General features: G+C 52.0%; 15 protein-coding genes, 1 tRNA gene and 1 pseudogene. 11 read left to right on the plus strand and 6 right to left on the minus strand.

Annotation, left to right across the window (positions count from 1 at the left end; genetic code table 11):
* Positions 1–47 precede the first annotated feature (47 nt).
* Genes NNO03_RS11805 through NNO03_RS11830 form a run of 6 tightly spaced genes read left to right on the plus strand, consistent with a single transcriptional unit; the run spans position 48 to position 5,022 of the window.
* Positions 48–785, plus strand: coding sequence for a heme ABC transporter permease (locus NNO03_RS11805; RefSeq protein ID WP_202038239.1), 738 nt, complete (start codon positions 48–50; stop codon positions 783–785).
* Entirely contained in the window at positions 782–994 is a 213-nt protein-coding gene (gene ccmD / locus NNO03_RS11810) for a heme exporter protein CcmD (RefSeq protein WP_020996676.1), read from the plus strand. The genes NNO03_RS11805 and ccmD overlap by 4 nt, the downstream gene beginning before the upstream one ends.
* Positions 991–1,470, plus strand: coding sequence for a cytochrome c maturation protein CcmE (gene ccmE / locus NNO03_RS11815; RefSeq protein ID WP_005129319.1), 480 nt, complete (start codon positions 991–993; stop codon positions 1,468–1,470). The genes ccmD and ccmE overlap by 4 nt, the downstream gene beginning before the upstream one ends.
* On the plus strand, positions 1,467–3,422 hold the full coding sequence (locus NNO03_RS11820) for a heme lyase CcmF/NrfE family subunit (protein WP_271440096.1): 1,956 nt from the start codon (positions 1,467–1,469) through the stop codon (positions 3,420–3,422). Before ccmE ends, NNO03_RS11820 begins: the two co-directional genes overlap by 4 nt.
* Complete coding sequence (gene dsbE, locus NNO03_RS11825) at positions 3,419–3,976, plus strand: thiol:disulfide interchange protein DsbE (protein ID WP_005129316.1); 558 nt, start codon at positions 3,419–3,421, stop codon at positions 3,974–3,976. The genes NNO03_RS11820 and dsbE overlap by 4 nt, the downstream gene beginning before the upstream one ends.
* Positions 3,973–5,022 carry a cytochrome c-type biogenesis protein CcmH gene (locus tag NNO03_RS11830; RefSeq protein ID WP_271449599.1) on the plus strand — a complete coding sequence of 350 codons (1,050 nt, stop codon included), beginning with the start codon at positions 3,973–3,975 and terminating at the stop codon, positions 5,020–5,022. Before dsbE ends, NNO03_RS11830 begins: the two co-directional genes overlap by 4 nt.
* Before the next feature lie 95 nt (positions 5,023–5,117).
* On the opposite strand, the gene narP is transcribed toward NNO03_RS11830, so the two are convergent.
* Positions 5,118–5,765, minus strand: coding sequence for a nitrate/nitrite response regulator protein NarP (gene narP, locus NNO03_RS11835; RefSeq protein WP_271440094.1), 648 nt, complete (start codon positions 5,763–5,765; stop codon positions 5,118–5,120).
* A gap of 907 nt (positions 5,766–6,672) precedes the next feature.
* On the opposite strand from narP, the gene NNO03_RS11840 reads away from it, so the two are divergent.
* The 3 genes and pseudogenes from NNO03_RS11840 to NNO03_RS11850 all read left to right on the plus strand — a co-directional run bounded on the left by NNO03_RS11840 (position 6,673) and on the right by NNO03_RS11850 (position 8,601).
* The gene (locus NNO03_RS11840) at positions 6,673–7,731 is read left to right on the plus strand and encodes a VENN motif pre-toxin domain-containing protein (protein ID WP_271449637.1); all 1,059 of its coding nucleotides are present in this window, start codon (positions 6,673–6,675) and stop codon (positions 7,729–7,731) included.
* Positions 7,728–7,973 carry a hypothetical protein gene (locus NNO03_RS11845; RefSeq protein ID WP_267455941.1) on the plus strand — a complete coding sequence of 82 codons (246 nt, stop codon included), beginning with the start codon at positions 7,728–7,730 and terminating at the stop codon, positions 7,971–7,973. The genes NNO03_RS11840 and NNO03_RS11845 overlap by 4 nt, the downstream gene beginning before the upstream one ends.
* A 96-nt stretch (positions 7,974–8,069) precedes the next feature.
* A pseudogene (locus tag NNO03_RS11850) lies at positions 8,070–8,601 on the plus strand (transposase).
* Between the two features lie 368 nt (positions 8,602–8,969).
* On the opposite strand, the gene NNO03_RS11855 reads toward NNO03_RS11850, so the two are convergent.
* The 3 genes from NNO03_RS11855 to NNO03_RS11865 all read right to left on the minus strand — a co-directional run bounded on the left by NNO03_RS11855 (position 8,970) and on the right by NNO03_RS11865 (position 11,141).
* Positions 8,970–9,046, minus strand: a tRNA-Pro gene (locus NNO03_RS11855).
* A gap of 75 nt (positions 9,047–9,121) precedes the next feature.
* Positions 9,122–10,882: an LPS biosynthesis-modulating metalloenzyme YejM gene (yejM, locus tag NNO03_RS11860; protein ID WP_271449600.1), complete on the minus strand. Its 1,761-nt coding sequence runs from the start codon at positions 10,880–10,882 to the stop codon at positions 9,122–9,124.
* A gap of 31 nt (positions 10,883–10,913) precedes the next feature.
* Positions 10,914–11,141 (minus strand): YejL family protein, encoded by a 228-nt coding sequence (locus tag NNO03_RS11865; protein WP_003027506.1) that lies wholly within the window; start codon positions 11,139–11,141, stop codon positions 10,914–10,916.
* A gap of 134 nt (positions 11,142–11,275) precedes the next feature.
* Here NNO03_RS11865 and yejK point away from each other — a divergent pair, with 134 nt between their 5' ends.
* Positions 11,276–12,283: a nucleoid-associated protein YejK gene (yejK, locus tag NNO03_RS11870; RefSeq protein ID WP_271440092.1), complete on the plus strand. Its 1,008-nt coding sequence runs from the start codon at positions 11,276–11,278 to the stop codon at positions 12,281–12,283.
* Positions 12,284–12,404: 121 nt separating this feature from the next.
* Here the strand turns inward: yejK and rplY are convergent, their stop codons facing one another.
* Together rplY and NNO03_RS11880 are read right to left on the minus strand one after the other, a co-directional pair.
* Positions 12,405–12,689 (minus strand): 50S ribosomal protein L25, encoded by a 285-nt coding sequence (gene rplY / locus NNO03_RS11875; protein ID WP_137384097.1) that lies wholly within the window; start codon positions 12,687–12,689, stop codon positions 12,405–12,407.
* Positions 12,690–12,813: 124 nt separating this feature from the next.
* Positions 12,814–14,574, minus strand: coding sequence for a DEAD/DEAH box helicase (locus NNO03_RS11880; RefSeq protein ID WP_271449601.1), 1,761 nt, complete (start codon positions 14,572–14,574; stop codon positions 12,814–12,816).
* A gap of 151 nt (positions 14,575–14,725) precedes the next feature.
* Between NNO03_RS11880 and rsuA the strand changes: the two genes are divergently transcribed.
* Positions 14,726–15,433, plus strand: a complete 708-nt coding sequence (gene rsuA, locus NNO03_RS11885; protein WP_137384095.1) for a 16S rRNA pseudouridine(516) synthase RsuA — start codon at positions 14,726–14,728, stop codon at positions 15,431–15,433.
* The last annotated feature ends 8 nt before the right edge of the window (positions 15,434–15,441 follow it).

Genomic DNA, 15,441 nt, shown 5'->3' on the forward strand with positions numbered 1-15,441 from the left:
CCGGTAAAACGGAAATTTACTAATTTATTGAGTCTGGTGACTGAACTATGTGGAAAACACTTCATCAACTGGCGATGCCCCCACGTCTCTATCAGATCTGTGGCTGGTTTATCCCATGGCTGGCGATTGCCAGTGCAGTGGTTCTGGTAACAGGATGGGTTTGGGGATTTGGCTTCGCGCCAGCGGATTATCAGCAGGGGCAAAGCTATCGCATCATCTATCTGCACGTCCCGGCGGCAATCTGGTCGATGGGCATTTACGCGTCGATGGCGGTTGCCGCATTTATCGGCCTGGTCTGGCAAATGAAAATGGCCAATCTGGCGCTGGCAGCGATGGCGCCAGTTGGCGCAGTGTTTACCTTTATTGCACTGGTGACGGGCTCTGCATGGGGAAAACCGATGTGGGGAACCTGGTGGGTCTGGGATGCCCGACTCACTTCTGAGCTGGTGCTGTTGTTTCTCTATGTTGGCGCCATTGCGCTGTGGCATGCCTTTGATGATCGTCGCATGGCGGGACGAGCAGCCGGTATTCTGGTACTGATTGGTGTCGTGAACTTACCGATTATCCACTATTCGGTCGAGTGGTGGAACACGTTGCACCAGGGGTCGACCCGCATGCAGCAAAGTATTGATCCGGCGATGCGTACGCCACTGCGCCTGGCGATCGTCGGCTATCTACTCCTGTTTGTCACGCTGGCGCTGATGCGCATGCGTAACCTGATTTTGATGATGGAAAAACGCCGCCCATGGGTGAGCGAACTGATCTTAAAAAGAGGCCGCCAATGACCCCTGCATTTGCATCATGGAGTGATTTTTTCGCGATGGGCGGTTACGCCTTGTATGTCTGGCTGGCTGTGGCCATGAGCGTTATCCCGCTGGTGGTGCTGGTGCTGCATTCTGCACTACAGCATCGCGCGATTTTGCGCGGGGTGGCGCAACAACGGGCGCGGGAAGCCCGCATGCGTGCGGCGCAAGTGCAACGGGAGGCGGCGTGAATATTCGACGTAAAAATCGGCTATGGATAGCCTGTGCGGTGCTGGCGGGCCTGGCATTGACTATCACGCTGGTGCTCTACGCACTGCGTTCCAATATCGATTTGTTCTATACGCCGGGAGAAATACTCTACGGCAAGCGTGAAACTCAGCAGATGCCGGAAGTCGGTCAACGCCTGCGCGTTGGCGGAATGGTTATGCCGGGTAGTGTGAAGCGCGATCCGCAGTCGCTGAAAGTTAACTTCAGCATCTATGACGCCGAAGGCGTGGTGGATGTGACCTATGAAGGTATCCTGCCGGATCTGTTCCGTGAAGGGCAGGGGGTCGTTGTTCAAGGAGAACTGGATCAGGGAAATCATGTGCAGGCCAAAGAGGTCCTTGCCAAACATGATGAAAATTACACCCCGCCGGAAGTTGAAAAAGCGATGCAGGAGAACCACCGTCGCCCGGAAAGTGTTTATAAGGATAAAACGTCATGATGCCTGAAATTGGCAATGGGCTACTGTGTCTGGCACTCGGCGTTGCACTATTGCTGTCGGTTTATCCGCTGTGGGGTGTTGCGCGTGGCGATGTCCGGATGATGGCCTCTGCGCGCCCCTTTGCCTGGGTGTTGTTTATCTGTGTGATGGGTGCGTTTCTGGTGCTGGTAAACGCATTTGTGGTCAATGACTTTACCGTGACCTATGTCGCCAGCAACTCCAACACGCAACTTCCGGTCTGGTATCGCGTCGCCGCGACGTGGGGCGCGCATGAAGGCTCGCTGCTGCTGTGGGTGCTGCTGATGAGCGGCTGGACCTTTGCCGTGGCGCTGTTCAGCCAGCGGATGCCGCTGGATATCGTCGCCCGCGTACTGGCGGTGATGGGCATGGTCAGCGTCGGCTTCCTGCTGTTTATTCTGTTTACCTCCAACCCGTTTTCCCGCACGCTGCCGGACTTCCCGATAGAAGGGCGTGACCTTAATCCGTTGTTGCAGGATCCGGGGTTGATCTTCCATCCGCCATTGCTGTATATGGGCTATGTCGGTTTCTCTGTGGCTTTTGCTTTTGCCATTGCCGCACTGATGAGCGGGCGTCTGGATAGCACCTTTGCCCGTTTTTCCCGTCCGTGGACGCTGGCGGCATGGGTGTTTTTGACACTGGGTATTGTGCTCGGCTCTGCGTGGGCATACTACGAACTGGGCTGGGGCGGTTGGTGGTTCTGGGACCCGGTAGAGAACGCTTCGTTTATGCCGTGGCTGGTGGGGACTGCGCTGATGCACTCGCTGTCAGTGACCGAACAACGCGCCAGCTTTAAAGCCTGGACGTTGCTGCTGTCAATATGCGCCTTCTCGCTTTGCTTGCTCGGGACGTTCCTGGTGCGTTCGGGTGTACTGGTGTCGGTGCACGCTTTCGCCTCTGACCCGTCGCGCGGGATGTTCATTCTTGCCTTTATGGTGCTGGTTATCGGCGGTTCCCTGCTGCTGTTTGCGGTACGTGGACACAAGGTTCGCTCGCGGGTGAATAACGCGCTATGGTCGCGTGAATCGCTGTTGTTAGGGAACAATGTTCTGTTGATTGCAGCGATGCTGGTGGTGCTCCTCGGCACGCTGTTGCCGTTGGTGCACAAACAGCTGGGGCTGGGCAGTATTTCGATTGGCGAGCCATTCTTCAATACCATGTTTACCTGGCTGATGGCACCGTTTGCGCTATTGCTGGGGATTGGGCCACTGGTACGCTGGGGACGTGACCGACCGCGGAAGCTGAAAACGCTACTGATTGTCGCGTTTGTTACCACGCTGGTACTGTCCGTGCTGCTGCCGTGGCTGTTTGAAGACCGTATCGCTGCCATGACGGTCGTGGGTATGGCAATGGCATGCTGGATATTTGTGCTGGCGATGTCCGAAGCGTTCCTGCGTATTTCGCGCGGCACGAAGCTGACGCCGAGCTACTGGGGCATGGTTTCAGGTCACGTGGGGCTGGCTGTCACCATCGTCGGTATTGCCTTTAGTCAGAACTACAGCGTCGAACGCGATGTGCGTATGAAGGCGGGCGATAGCGTCGCTATTCATGATTATCAGTTCACCTTCCGCGAAGTAAAAGATATTACCGGACCTAACTATCGGGGGGGCGTGGCCGTGATTGGTGTTACCCGCGACGGCAAGCCGGAAGCGACGCTGCATGCGGAAAAACGCTTTTACAACAGCACCAGTTCAATGATGACCGAAGCGGCGATCGATGGCGGGCTGACGCGTGACTTGTACGCTGCATTAGGCGAAGAGCTGGACAACGGCGCGTGGGCAGTGCGTCTGTACTATAAACCGTTTATTCGCTGGATTTGGGCCGGAGGGTTGCTGATGGCGCTGGGCGGGTTGTTCTGCCTGTTTGATCCACGCTATCGCCAGCGCACGCGTCCTCGTGCTGCTGCGCAAAAAAACGCGCCGGAGGCTGTATGAAGCGCAATGCATTGTTAATTCCGTTTATTATTTTTCTCATTATTGCAGCGGCGCTGCTGTGGCAACTGGCACGTAACGCACAGGGAGACGACCCGACGAATCTGGAATCGGCGTTAATCGGTAAGCCGGTGCCGACGTTCCGTCTGGAGTCGCTGGAAAATCCGGGCCAGCATTACCAGGCTGATGTGTTGACGCAGGGGAAACCGGTTCTGCTGAACGTGTGGGCGACCTGGTGTCCGACCTGTCGCGCTGAGCACCAGTATCTGAACCAGCTGTCGGCACAAGGCGTGCGGGTCGTTGGGTTGAACTATAAAGACGATCGTCAAAAAGCCATCGTCTGGCTGAAAGAACTGGGCAATCCGTATGCCTTAAGTCTGTTTGACGGTGACGGTATGCTCGGGCTGGATCTTGGCGTGTATGGTGCGCCGGAAACATTCCTTATCGACGGTAAAGGCATTATTCGTTATCGCCATGCCGGTGATTTAAACGCCAGGGTGTGGGAGAGCGAGATCAAACCATTGTGGGATAAATACAGTAAGGAGGCTGCGCAATGAGGTTCTTTCTGGGCCTGCTGATGCTGGTTATCTCGGGATCGGCGCTGGCCACTATTGACGTGATGCAGTTCAAAGATGAGGCGCAGGAACAGCAGTTCCGTCAGCTTACTGAACAGTTGCGCTGCCCAAAGTGTCAGAACAACAGCATTGCTGACTCTAACTCAATGATTGCCACCGATCTGCGTCAGAAGGTTTACGAACTGATGCAGGAAGGGAAAAGCCAGAAAGAAATTGTCGATTACATGGTGGCACGATACGGCAATTTCGTGACTTACGATCCGCCGTTGACGCCGCTGACTGTGCTGCTGTGGGTGATGCCCGTTGTGGCAATTGGCTTAGGGGGCTGGATTATTTTTGCCCGCTCACGCCGTCGTGTACGAGTGAAGCAGGAAGAATTTCCTGATGAGATTACCCCCGACGGTAAACGCGGTGGATTAGGACTCTTTATACCCGGCGTTATCGTGGCGCTGGTGGTGGGCGCGGTGAGCTATTACCAAACCGGTAGCTATAAGCAGGTTAAGGTCTGGCAGCAGGCGACTGCACAGGCTCCGGCGTTGCTGGAGCGGGCGTTAGATCCAAAGGCTGAGCCGCTGAATGAAGAGGATATGGCGCGTCTGGCGCTGGGATTACGTACCCGGCTGCAAACCGATGCCGGAAACGTTGAAGGCTGGATTATGCTTGGGCGCGTAGGCATGGTTCTCGGCAACGCCAGCACGGCTACTGAAGCTTATGCCAATGCTTATCGGCTGGATCCGAAAAACAGCGATGCGGCGCTGGGTTATGCGGAAGCGTTGACCCGTTCTTCCGATCCTGATGATAACCGTCGCGGTGGGGAGTTGTTACGTCAATTGGTCAGGAGCGAACATGCGAATGTGCGTGTACTGAGCATGTACGCTTTTAACGCTTTCGAACAGCAGCGCTTCGGAGAAGCGGTTGCGGCGTGGGAGATGATGCTGAAATTATTGCCCGCCAATGATACCCGTCGGACGGTAATTGAGCGCAGCATCAAACAGGCGATGGAACAGCTGGCACCGCAGGAGAAATAAGCGTTCAGATTGCCCGATGGCGCGCAGCTTTCGGGCCTGTGTGGGGCTTGTAGGCCGGATAAGACGCTGTGGCGTCGCATCCGGCATCTTATTGATTACTGCATTCCGCGTGTTTGTAAAAACAGGATGGTGGCGGCAACGCGAGAGCGGACGTTCAGTTTACGCAGCAGGTTGCGGATATGCACTTTCACCGTTTGCTCGGAAATGTTCAGTACAGATGCAATCTGTTTATTCGATAATCCCTGAGCCAGCTCATGTAACACATCCAGCTCGCGTTCGGTGAGTACGCTGAACGGATCTTCCTCAGCGCCAAACAGTTCCCGTTCCCGCAGATAATCGCTGACGCGTTGGCTAAAGGCTTTACCTCCTTTTGCGCCAGCGCGAATGGCTTCCAGCAGGACTTCAGGATCGCTGTCTTTAAGCAAATAGCCATCCGCGCCGGCATCAATCAGGGCGTACACATCGCTGGCGGCATCCGAAACGGTCAGAATAATAATTTGTGCAGTAACGCCATCGCGGCGTAACGCATTCAGGGTATCCAGTCCGCTCATGCCTTTCATATTGAGATCGAGCAGGATCACATCAAGATCCAGACGGTTTGCCAGATCGATAGCGCTTGCACCGTCGCCGGCTTCGGCAACTACGTCAAATGCGCTATCCAGTTGCAATAATTGACTAATTCCTCGCCGCATGAGTGGGTGGTCATCAACAATCAGCACCCGAAAAGGCGTTGCTTCAGGCATACTTTTCTCCTGAGTTTTTATTAGTATCATTATTGTTTTCAGCACATAAATCGTCCAGATTCCATGTGCTGATGAGAGGATAAATTTTACCCCAATTTGTCCATGGGTAAGTAGTAAAACCTGTGGGGAAAAGGGGGCGAATAACAGGAAATGGCGAATGGTGGACATTAAAAATCAATCATGAAGATTGGTTTTTGGGGCGGGCACATACGAGAATATGAACTCTCCCGCTCCCGAAAAGAGTCAGGATGCTGAGGAAGGAAACCGATGTCCTTTTGTTCATGCTTTGCCGTAAGAGACCTCATTCCGGTCGTAATTTTATATTTGTGAGATAAAAATCTTCAGACTTTTCCGGGTATACCCGGGCACTGTCCAAAAGTGTCTATTTTCCCCGATTGAAATTTCCTCTCTAACTTGGTTTCCTTCTGATCAATCTGATTAGTTTAGTGAGGGTATATGTTTGTTCCTGTGTGGGCACTCTTTGGGGTGTTGGCCGTGATTGGACTGATGGTGATATTGGGTTTCATTCTTGAAGCAAGAGTGTACGAGGAAAGGGACAAATTCAATGATGCTTTACTTACCCGGTTAGACGCATTGAATGAGGATTTGAAGGAAGTTTTGAAAAGTAAGTAACCATTTTCTGATTTCATTAGAAGAGGGGGCTGAAAGCCTCCTGTTTTGTCTTATACCGAGGAGACTGGCCAAGTTAGCGCTTGTCATATTGGTATCTTTTTTGTACGTCTTTTTTAGGATAGACGTCATGGTGTTGTAAGTATCCCGCATAATCGTGCCATTCACATTTAGAGATCCTCCGGCATAATCACTCTGCCAACAAAGGAGATCGCCAGAGGGCAATACTGCGGTAAATGTTATTGCCCACGCGATACTGGGCGGTGCAGTGGCGGCGATGCAGGGAAACAGCGCGGCAGCGGGCGCAGCGGGTGCGGCAACGGGTGAACTTGCGGCCCGGGCGATTGCAGGTATGCTGTATCCTGATGTGACTGATCTGTCGCAACTGAGTGAGGATCAGAAGCAGACCATCAGCACGCTGGCAACGATATCAGCAGGGATGGCCGGTGGTCTGTCGGGTGACAGTACGGCGTCGGCGGCTGCCGGGGCGCAGGCCGGGAAAAATGCGGTTGAGAATAATTTCCTGAGCAGTACCTCCTCGGAAAAACGTGATGCTTTGGCAGAGAAAGTCTTAAAAGGCGATAAATCCCTGCAAACTGCGAAAGAGTTTTTACAACTTGAGAATGCCGATAAACGTAGCGATGCACTGGTTGCTAAGTTCAATAAAGAACCAGCGGAATTGAGCACGGCAGAGCGAACCGAGTTGGTAAGTTATTTGAAGATATATGCATCTGACATGCAGGCAAAATATGGTGAGGCAGTAACTAAAGAGCTGATCGCAGGAATGCTGACTGGGCAGGATTATATGAAGTCAGCGCCACAGACAGAGGCGCCGCAGAAAGCACAAACCATCATGAATACCTGGGGTTATCATAAATCCAACACCAGTATTGGAGACCCGGTATTGTTATTTGGTAGCAGTGTCCTTGGCACCACAATAAAAGAAGGTATGGTGCTTAATGCGGCAATCGGTGTGGGCGTGAATACGACCGTACAACTTAGCGGGAATGATCCTTTCAGCTATGTTGATGCAATTCTCGCCGGTGTGACAGCTGCCGCGACTACAGGTAAAAGTTGGCAGGCATCAGCAGCGATCAATATGGGAGGTGCTGCGATTGGCAGTGTGATTAAAGGGGAAGATCCGACTAACTCTGTGATAAGCACTGGCTTTGGTAGTGCGGCTGGTAGTTTAGGGGGAAAATATGTTGATTCATTGTCTCCGGTAACTGATCAAGTGACAAAGGATATTATTGGTGCAGTTACAGGTTCGACTGCTTCTGAACTTACAGGAAAAGCTGTAAAAGATGAGTTAGACAAGCGGGAGAAGAAGCAATGAATCTCTTCAACAAGGTTGGTATCTTTTGGCTTCTTTTCCTGGTTGTGTACTGTACTGCCTTAATTTCTGTTGTTCTTTTCATATGTCAACTAGGAGTGTCAACAATTTTCTTCATCAAGGATGGGGCATTCCTTTTTTCATGGGAAGAGGCACTATATATCGCATTGAAAAAAGGGAGCATCGCAGGAGTAGTATTAGGTGCTGGAGTATGGTTGAAAAATAAATTGCATAAACGTCGTTGAGAATAACTTCCTGAGTGTATCGGATAAGACAGAGCTTGAGCTGGTGAAAGAGACACTCCAGAATGGTTTTGTTGAATAAGTCGAACTTTTGCTGAGTTGAAGGATCAGATCACGCATTCCCTGACAACGCAGGCAGTCCCGTGGCAAAGCAGAAGTTCAGAATCACCCACTGGCACACCTATAGCTCTAATCAACCGTGGCTGCATGATTTTCTGACCTTGCCATCACTACCGTTCTGGTGATTAAACGCGTATTCCGGCAGACCCTCCGGAAAATCAGGTCGGCCGCTGCCGATGGCGCTTACGATACCCGGTTATGTCACGATGAACTGCCCGTAAGAAAATCCGCGCCCTCATTCCTCCCCGGAAGGGAGCGGGTTACTGGCCTGGTGAGTATGAGGACCGCAATCGCGCCATTGCTAATCAGCGGCTGAGTGGAAGTAATGCATTGTGGAAATGGACAACGGAATATAACCGTCGCGCTACAGCGGATACAGCTATGTATTAGATAAAGCAGCTGTTCGAAGGTTCACTGACACTGCGTGACTACGATGGTCAGGTTGCAGAGGCTACGTGCGCTGAACAACATGGCGAAGGCAGGTATGCCAGAAAGCGTGCGTATTGCCTGAAAATCCAGCCAGCTACAGGGACGTTCGCACAGAATCTTATTTATTCAACAAAGCCTGGTGTAGCAGGTAGTTTAGGGGGAAAAGTTGTTGATTCATTGTCTCCGGTAACTGATCAAGTAACAAAGGATGTTATTAGTGCCGTTACAGGTTCTACTGCTTCCGAACTTACAGGACAAGCTGTAAAAGATGAGTTAGACAAGCGGGAGAAAAAGCAATGAATTTGTTCCGAAGGTTAGCATTCCTTGGCTTCTTTTTTTGGGTTGCGTACTGTGCACCGGGGTTTTTCCCCGATAATTCCCCATTGCTTTCCCGTACAGAAAACAGGCATAAAAAAACCAACCACAAGGGTTGGTTTTTTTGGGAATTTTTGGTCGGCACGAGAGGATTTGAACCTCCGACCCCTGACACCCCATGACAGTGCGCTACCAGGCTGCGCTACGTGCCGACACTTATGGCTGCTAATACTACTGCTTTCCACCACGAATGCAAGAGGATGGACTGCTAACTGATTTATAATTAATCAGTTAGCGATAAATCGTTTCTCATCCGTCAGCACTTGCAGCAGCAAACTCAGCTGCGGTTTCTGATCTTTAATTTTCTCGCCGCGTAAATCATAGGTCTGGTAATTACCGTTGTTATTAAGCACCAGCGTCATCTCTGGTGTGGTAATGGCCATTGTGCTGCTGTCAGCTGCCGTGACCCAGTAATGGCGGCGTGTTGCATTAAACAAATCCTGTCCCTGTGAGTACTCACTTGCTGGGGTACTGACGTGGAGCAGGCGCTGCATCAGTGTTGTCATCAGGTCAGTATGATCGGTCAGGCTATTAATACGCTGCGCAGGTGTTCCCGGCCAGTGAATAACCAGAGGCACCTGTAGATGGCCACGTGACCAGGCGAAGTTATTCTCTTCCTGCGTCAGCGGCACGCCCCGGCCTGCGGTAATAATGACCACCGTATTGTTCAGTTTCCCGGAATCACGCAGTGCGCTGAGTATACGGTTGATGTTTGCATCCACATCTTGCGCCGCGCTGGCGTAGCGTTTGGCAAAATTCTTCTGGTTGCTGTCATCAAGGTTCGTTCCGTTAAAGGAAACCCATGAGAACCAACGGTTATCATCTTGCGCATAGCGACCCAGCCAGTTGATCCACTGGCTTGCAGTTTGTTCATCAGATTGCGTTTGCACGCTTGGCATCGAAAAGTCGGACAGCAATGCCTGGCGATACAGTGGGCTAGTGAAGCCATCAGAGGAGAACAATCCTAACTGATAACCTTGTTGATTCAACGCAGAGATTAGCGCGGCAGGCGTTCGGGTCGACAAAATGCCGTCCATGTAGCTTGGAGATACGCCATAAAACAGGCCAAAAATCCCGTTGTCTGCGGTATTTCCCGAACTCATGTGACGCGTAAAGGAGATATTCTGCCCGGCAAATTCTGCCAGAGCAGGCATCTGCTGTTCAAAGCGCGAGTAATTCAGACCGTCAACGGTGATCAGCAGGACATTCTGACCCGTTCCCATATCACGGTAACGCAGCTCACTGAGCGGATACTGGACGGAGACCGCTTCCGGATTACCCTGTTCAATCAGGCGGCGCTGATACTCTTGCGCATCCAACAGACCGTGTTTTTCCAGAAACTTACGTGCGGTCATAGGATAGGAAAGTGGCAGGTTTGCACGCTGCATGGTAATCGGGCGATAGAAGTTGGCATCAGCCCAGATGTACACCACATGTGAGGCGATAAATGAAACGAAAAAGAATGCTGCTAACGGTTTGGCAAAATGGCGGCGACGCGTCAGGCTGCGCAGTTTCTGCCAGCTCCAGGTCGCAAATAGCATTTCGATTAGCAGAATGATTGGCACGCTGATAAACATCAGCTGCCAGTCGCGAGCCGCTTCATTCTGGTCAGGGTTAATGACCAGCTCCCAGACGATGGGATTGAGATGCAGGTGGAAGCGGGTGAACACTTCGTTGTCGATCAACAACAGCGTCATACCTGCTGTCGCCAGGATGGCTGATAAGAAGCGCATCAGCCTCTGGGACATGACGATAAACGTCAGAGGAAACAGGATTAGCAGATAGGTGGCAAACACCAGGAAGCTAAAATGCCCGACAACGCTCAGGTAAGAATAAACACGCCCTGCAAGCGTTGTCGGCCAGTCGGCGACAAACAGGTAACGGCTACCGAGTACCATGGCCAACAACATATTGAACAGGGCAAACCAGTGCCCCCAGCTAACCATCTGGGAGACTTTCTCACGGTAGCGCTGATGATGAGTTACCATAAACTGTTGTTCGTTTCCCCGGAGCAGGCTCTTAGTGCGCTTGGTCGTCGTTTACCGAAGACTGCAATGCGCGGGCAAAAGAGTTCGCAATCGCCTGGCGCTGGGCCGGTGCGATGCTTGTATTGATAAGGTTAGTCACCATATTTCCCAAAACCATCAGGGAAAGATCGGTTGGTGCCTTATGTTTTTCCAGTACGTTGAGCATCTCATTCAGTAATTGTTCAACGTGTTCGTCACTATAGCGGGAAATTTGTGGCATAAATCGAAATCAGTCTGTTCATGAAAGGGCAACATATTACCGTAGAGACAGTTTTTTTTCTGCTTTTTTATCTTCTATTGCGTCACTGCCCGGCAGGTGGTTGAATACCGCCCGGTCTAAAAGGAGAGTTTATCATGAGTCTGGATATCAACCAGATTGCCCTGCACCAGCTTATCAAACGTGACGAGCAGAATCTTGAGCTGGTCTTGCGCGATTCATTACTGGAACCGACAGCGACGGTTGTCGAGATGATGGCTGAGTTGCACCGGGTGTATAGCGCCAAGAATAAAGCCTATGGCCTCTTTAGCGAAGAGAGCGAGCTGGCGCAAACGCTGCGCTTACAGCGCCAGGGTGAAGAGGATTTTCTGGCTTTTAGTCGTGCTGCGACGGGACGTCTGCGCGACGAACTGGCGAAATATCCTTTTGCCGACGGTGGTGTCGTACTGTTCTGCCATTATCGCTATCTGGCGGTAGAGTATCTTCTGGTCGCGGTGCTGAATAATTTAAGCAGCATGCGCGTCAATGAAAATCTGGATATCAATCCGACACACTATCTGGATATCAATCATGCGGACATCGTCGCGCGTATTGATTTAACCGAGTGGGAAACCAACCCGGAGTCCACGCGCTACCTGACGTTCCTGAAAGGGCGGGTCGGGCGTAAAGTTGCCGATTTCTTTATGGATTTCCTCGGTGCCAGCGAAGGTCTGAATGCCAAAGCGCAAAACCGTGGCCTGCTGCAGGCCGTGGACGACTTTACCGCTGAGGCGCAGCTCGATAAGACTGAGCGTCAGAACGTGCGCCAGCAGGTCTACAGTTACTGTAACGAGCAGTTGCAGGCAGGTGAAGAGATCGAACTGGAGTCGCTATCCAAAGAGCTTTCCGGCGTCAGTGAAGTCAGCTTTAGTGAGTTTACCGCGGATAAAGGGTATGAGCTGGAAGAAAGCTTCCCGGCAGATCGCAGTACGCTGCGTCAGTTAACGAAATTTGCCGGAAGCGGCGGCGGATTGACGATTAACTTCGATGCCATGCTATTGGGCGAGCGTATTTTCTGGGACCCGGCGACAGACACGTTGACCATTAAAGGTACGCCGCCGAACCTGCGTGACCAACTGCAGCGCCGCACGTCAGGCGGAAAATAATATCGTTGATGCCGGATGGCGGCTTAATTGCTTTATCCGGCCTTTGGTTTTGTCGCCATCGATAAACAACGCCCATAAAAAAACCCCGCCAGGGCGGGGTTTTTCTTCAACTTGTTGGCGATTACGCGCGAACGAAGTCGATGTGAGACAGCTTCGGCTTGAACGGGTGACGCTGTACAGCCTGAGCTTTAACTTTAACTTCTTTACCGTCAACAACGAGGGTCAGAACTTCGCTGTAAAATTCAGCTTTAGCTTGCATGTTCATAACTGCATCGTGATCCAGTTCGATAGCAACCGGGGCTTCTGCGCCACCGTAGATGATTGCCGGGAACTTGTTAGCGGCACGCAGGCGGCGGCTCGCACCCTTACCCTGCTCTTTACGTACTTCAGCGTTGATAGTAAACATTTAAATCTCTCTTTAATAATTCCTGCTACAGGCGACCCAGCAACAGGTAAGTGATCTGCTTTGCGTATGCAAAAGCGGGCGAGATTCTATACTCAAACGGCTGGCACATCAATCAAAAGTACGATTAACCGCGTAATTCATGTGCCCGCCGGAAACGACCTTCATAGTCGAAGACTTTTTCACGTACCTGCCAGTACTGGCCTTTCATGCGCGCCACCACAAAATCAGGATGACGTAACAACGCCTGCTGATTGAGGATATCGGCGGCGGTTATCCAGCGTAAGGGCACGCCGGGGGTACGGGTATGTGGGCGAATAAACAGCTGTTCAAAGGCCGTTCGCTGTGCGGGCGTGTGTAAGCGAAAACGCTCGCTGACGTCGGCACCATCTTCATCGTAATAGGTGATTTTCAACCATTCGCCTTTTTCATCCTCGCCGTTCTGTAACACCATGCCGCTACAGCGCAGAACCAGCGCATCTTTGAGCCTGAGCGCGGCTTTCAACATGTCATCCGGGTCTACCAGCACCGTGTCGCACTCGCGACAACGACGGGCGGCGATGTCATTTTCCGCGTTGCACTGTGGGCAGTTTTTAAAACGAAAGCGGAAATCGCACTGCTCGCGATGACCGTCATCATCTTCAAACCATCCCTGGCAGCGACGGCCAAAGTGTTCGATCAGTGTGCCATCAGCGGTTGTTTTCCCCCAGAAAGTGTTAGCAAATCCGCAGGCAGGGCAGAATACCTGCACCGGAATGTTGTCACTTTTCCCTTTGGGCGCACCCACTTCCGGGGCGTACAGATCGTGCGGATTCCCGGCGTAATCAAGGATCAGACAGTCCGTTTTCCCCGGAGCCAGGCGCAACCCGCGTCCAACGATTTGTTGGTACAAGCTGACCGACTCGGTTGGGCGCAGGATGGCTATCAGATCAACATGTGGGGCGTCAAATCCGGTGGTTAATACCGCAACGTTAACCAGATAGCGAAAGCGCTGTGATTTGAAGTCTTCGATTAATACATCACGTTCCGATCCCGGTGTCTCTCCGGTGATAAGCGCCGCATCATCAGCAGGGAGCAGGCCGACAATCTCTTTGGCGTGCTCAACGGTAGCGGCGAAAATCATTACCCCTTTGCGCGTCTGAGCAAACTCAATAATCTGACTGATGATATGCGGTGTTATTCGTTGTTGTTTTTTCAGCTCCCGATTAAGGTCTGCTTCACTGAACAGGCCATTACTCTGCGCCTGCAGGCGACTGAAATCATATTGTACGACCGGCATATCGAGGCGTTCCGGCGGCGTCAGATAACCGTGCTTAATCATGTAGCGCAGCGGCAATTCATAAATGCAGTCGCGAAATAACGCTTTTTCATCGCCGCGTACCATACCGTGATAATGGAAATGATAAATCCAGCCTTTGCCCAGGCGAAAAGGTGTGGCGGTGAGCCCGAGCAGGCGTAGATGAGGATTTACGTGGGTCAGGTGTGTCAGGATCTGTTGATACTGGCTCTCTTCATCATCACCAATGCGATGGCATTCATCGACGATGAGCAGGGAAAATTCGCCCTGGAAGGCGTCCAGATTCCGTGCCACCGACTGAACGCTGCCAAAAACCACTTTCCCGTGGCTCTCTTTGCGCTTTAACCCGGCGGCAAAGATATCGGCTTCCAACCCCAGAGCGCAGTACTTGGCATGATTCTGCGCAACCAGCTCTTTGACATGTGCCAGCACCAATACGCGCCCACGTGCAACCCGCGCCAGTTCAGCAATCACCAGGCTTTTGCCTGCACCTGTGGGGAGGACGATAACTGCCGGCGTGCGGTGATGACGAAAATGGTTGAGCGTGGCATCCACGGCTTCTTTTTGGTAAGGACGAAGAGTAAAAATCATGGGCTCACAATATGTAACAGTCTCGCGTATAGTATGCCACGAATCTTTTTCCCTTGAGGGAAGTTGTTAGCTCGTTATACTGAGCGGAAAACGGCTCCACTTTTCGGGCATAACGCCCGATTTCCGTATTGTTACAGGCAAAATCACACTCATGCGACTTGATAAATTTATCGCTCAGCAACTCGGCGTCAGCCGCGCTATTGCCGGGCGTGAGATCCGTGGTAACCGTGTTACCGTCGACGGCGAAATCGTCAGAAATAGCGCCTTTAAGCTGCTGCCAGAACATGACGTTGAATATGACGGCAATTCTCTGGTTCAACAGACTGGTCCACGCTATTTTATGCTGAATAAGCCTCAGGGCTATGTTTGCTCCACGGATGACCCGGATCACCCGACAGTTCTCTATTTTCTCGATGAACCTGTCGCGCACAAACTGCATGCGGCAGGACGTCTGGATATCGACACCACCGGACTGGTGTTAATGACCGACGACGGTCAGTGGTCGCATCGCATTACCTCTCCGCGTCACCATTGTGAGAAGACTTATCGGGTGACGCTGGAATCACCGGTGGCAGACGATACCGCTGAGCAGTTTGCCCGTGGTGTGCAATTGCATAACGAGAAAGATCTGACGAAGCCGGCAGTGCTGGAAGTGATCACGCCGACTCAGGTACGTTTGACCATCAGTGAAGGGCGCTATCATCAGGTTAAACGCATGTTTGCCGCTGTCGGGAATCACGTTGTGGAACTGCATCGTGAACGCATCGGTGCCATCAAGCTTGATGAGGATCTGGAGCCCGGTGAATACCGTCCATTGACCGAAGAAGAAATCGCCAGCGTTAACTTAACCCCGCGTTAATATCAGGA

Source organism: Citrobacter sp. Igbk 16 (genome assembly GCF_028069755.1).
GTDB lineage: Bacteria > Pseudomonadota > Gammaproteobacteria > Enterobacterales > Enterobacteriaceae > Citrobacter.

Excerpts from the sequence above, each read along its gene's own strand:
- narP (WP_271440094.1), bottom strand. The coding sequence starts at position 5,765 with ATGCCTGAAGCAACGCCTTTTCGGGTGCTGATTGTTGATGACCACCCA.
- NNO03_RS11820 (WP_271440096.1), top strand. The coding sequence starts at position 1,467 with ATGATGCCTGAAATTGGCAATGGGCTACTGTGTCTGGCACTCGGCGTT.
- rplY (WP_137384097.1), bottom strand. The coding sequence starts at position 12,689 with ATGTTTACTATCAACGCTGAAGTACGTAAAGAGCAGGGTAAGGGTGCG.
- NNO03_RS11830 (WP_271449599.1), top strand. The coding sequence starts at position 3,973 with ATGAGGTTCTTTCTGGGCCTGCTGATGCTGGTTATCTCGGGATCGGCG.
- yejM (WP_271449600.1), bottom strand. The coding sequence starts at position 10,882 with ATGGTAACTCATCATCAGCGCTACCGTGAGAAAGTCTCCCAGATGGTT.
- ccmD (WP_020996676.1), top strand. The coding sequence starts at position 782 with ATGACCCCTGCATTTGCATCATGGAGTGATTTTTTCGCGATGGGCGGT.
- NNO03_RS11880 (WP_271449601.1), bottom strand. The coding sequence starts at position 14,574 with ATGATTTTTACTCTTCGTCCTTACCAAAAAGAAGCCGTGGATGCCACG.
- NNO03_RS11865 (WP_003027506.1), bottom strand. The coding sequence starts at position 11,141 with ATGCCACAAATTTCCCGCTATAGTGACGAACACGTTGAACAATTACTG.
- NNO03_RS11845 (WP_267455941.1), top strand. The coding sequence starts at position 7,728 with ATGAATCTCTTCAACAAGGTTGGTATCTTTTGGCTTCTTTTCCTGGTT.
- NNO03_RS11805 (WP_202038239.1), top strand. The coding sequence starts at position 48 with ATGTGGAAAACACTTCATCAACTGGCGATGCCCCCACGTCTCTATCAG.
- dsbE (WP_005129316.1), top strand. The coding sequence starts at position 3,419 with ATGAAGCGCAATGCATTGTTAATTCCGTTTATTATTTTTCTCATTATT.
- NNO03_RS11840 (WP_271449637.1), top strand. The coding sequence starts at position 6,673 with ATGCAGGGAAACAGCGCGGCAGCGGGCGCAGCGGGTGCGGCAACGGGT.
- rsuA (WP_137384095.1), top strand. The coding sequence starts at position 14,726 with ATGCGACTTGATAAATTTATCGCTCAGCAACTCGGCGTCAGCCGCGCT.
- yejK (WP_271440092.1), top strand. The coding sequence starts at position 11,276 with ATGAGTCTGGATATCAACCAGATTGCCCTGCACCAGCTTATCAAACGT.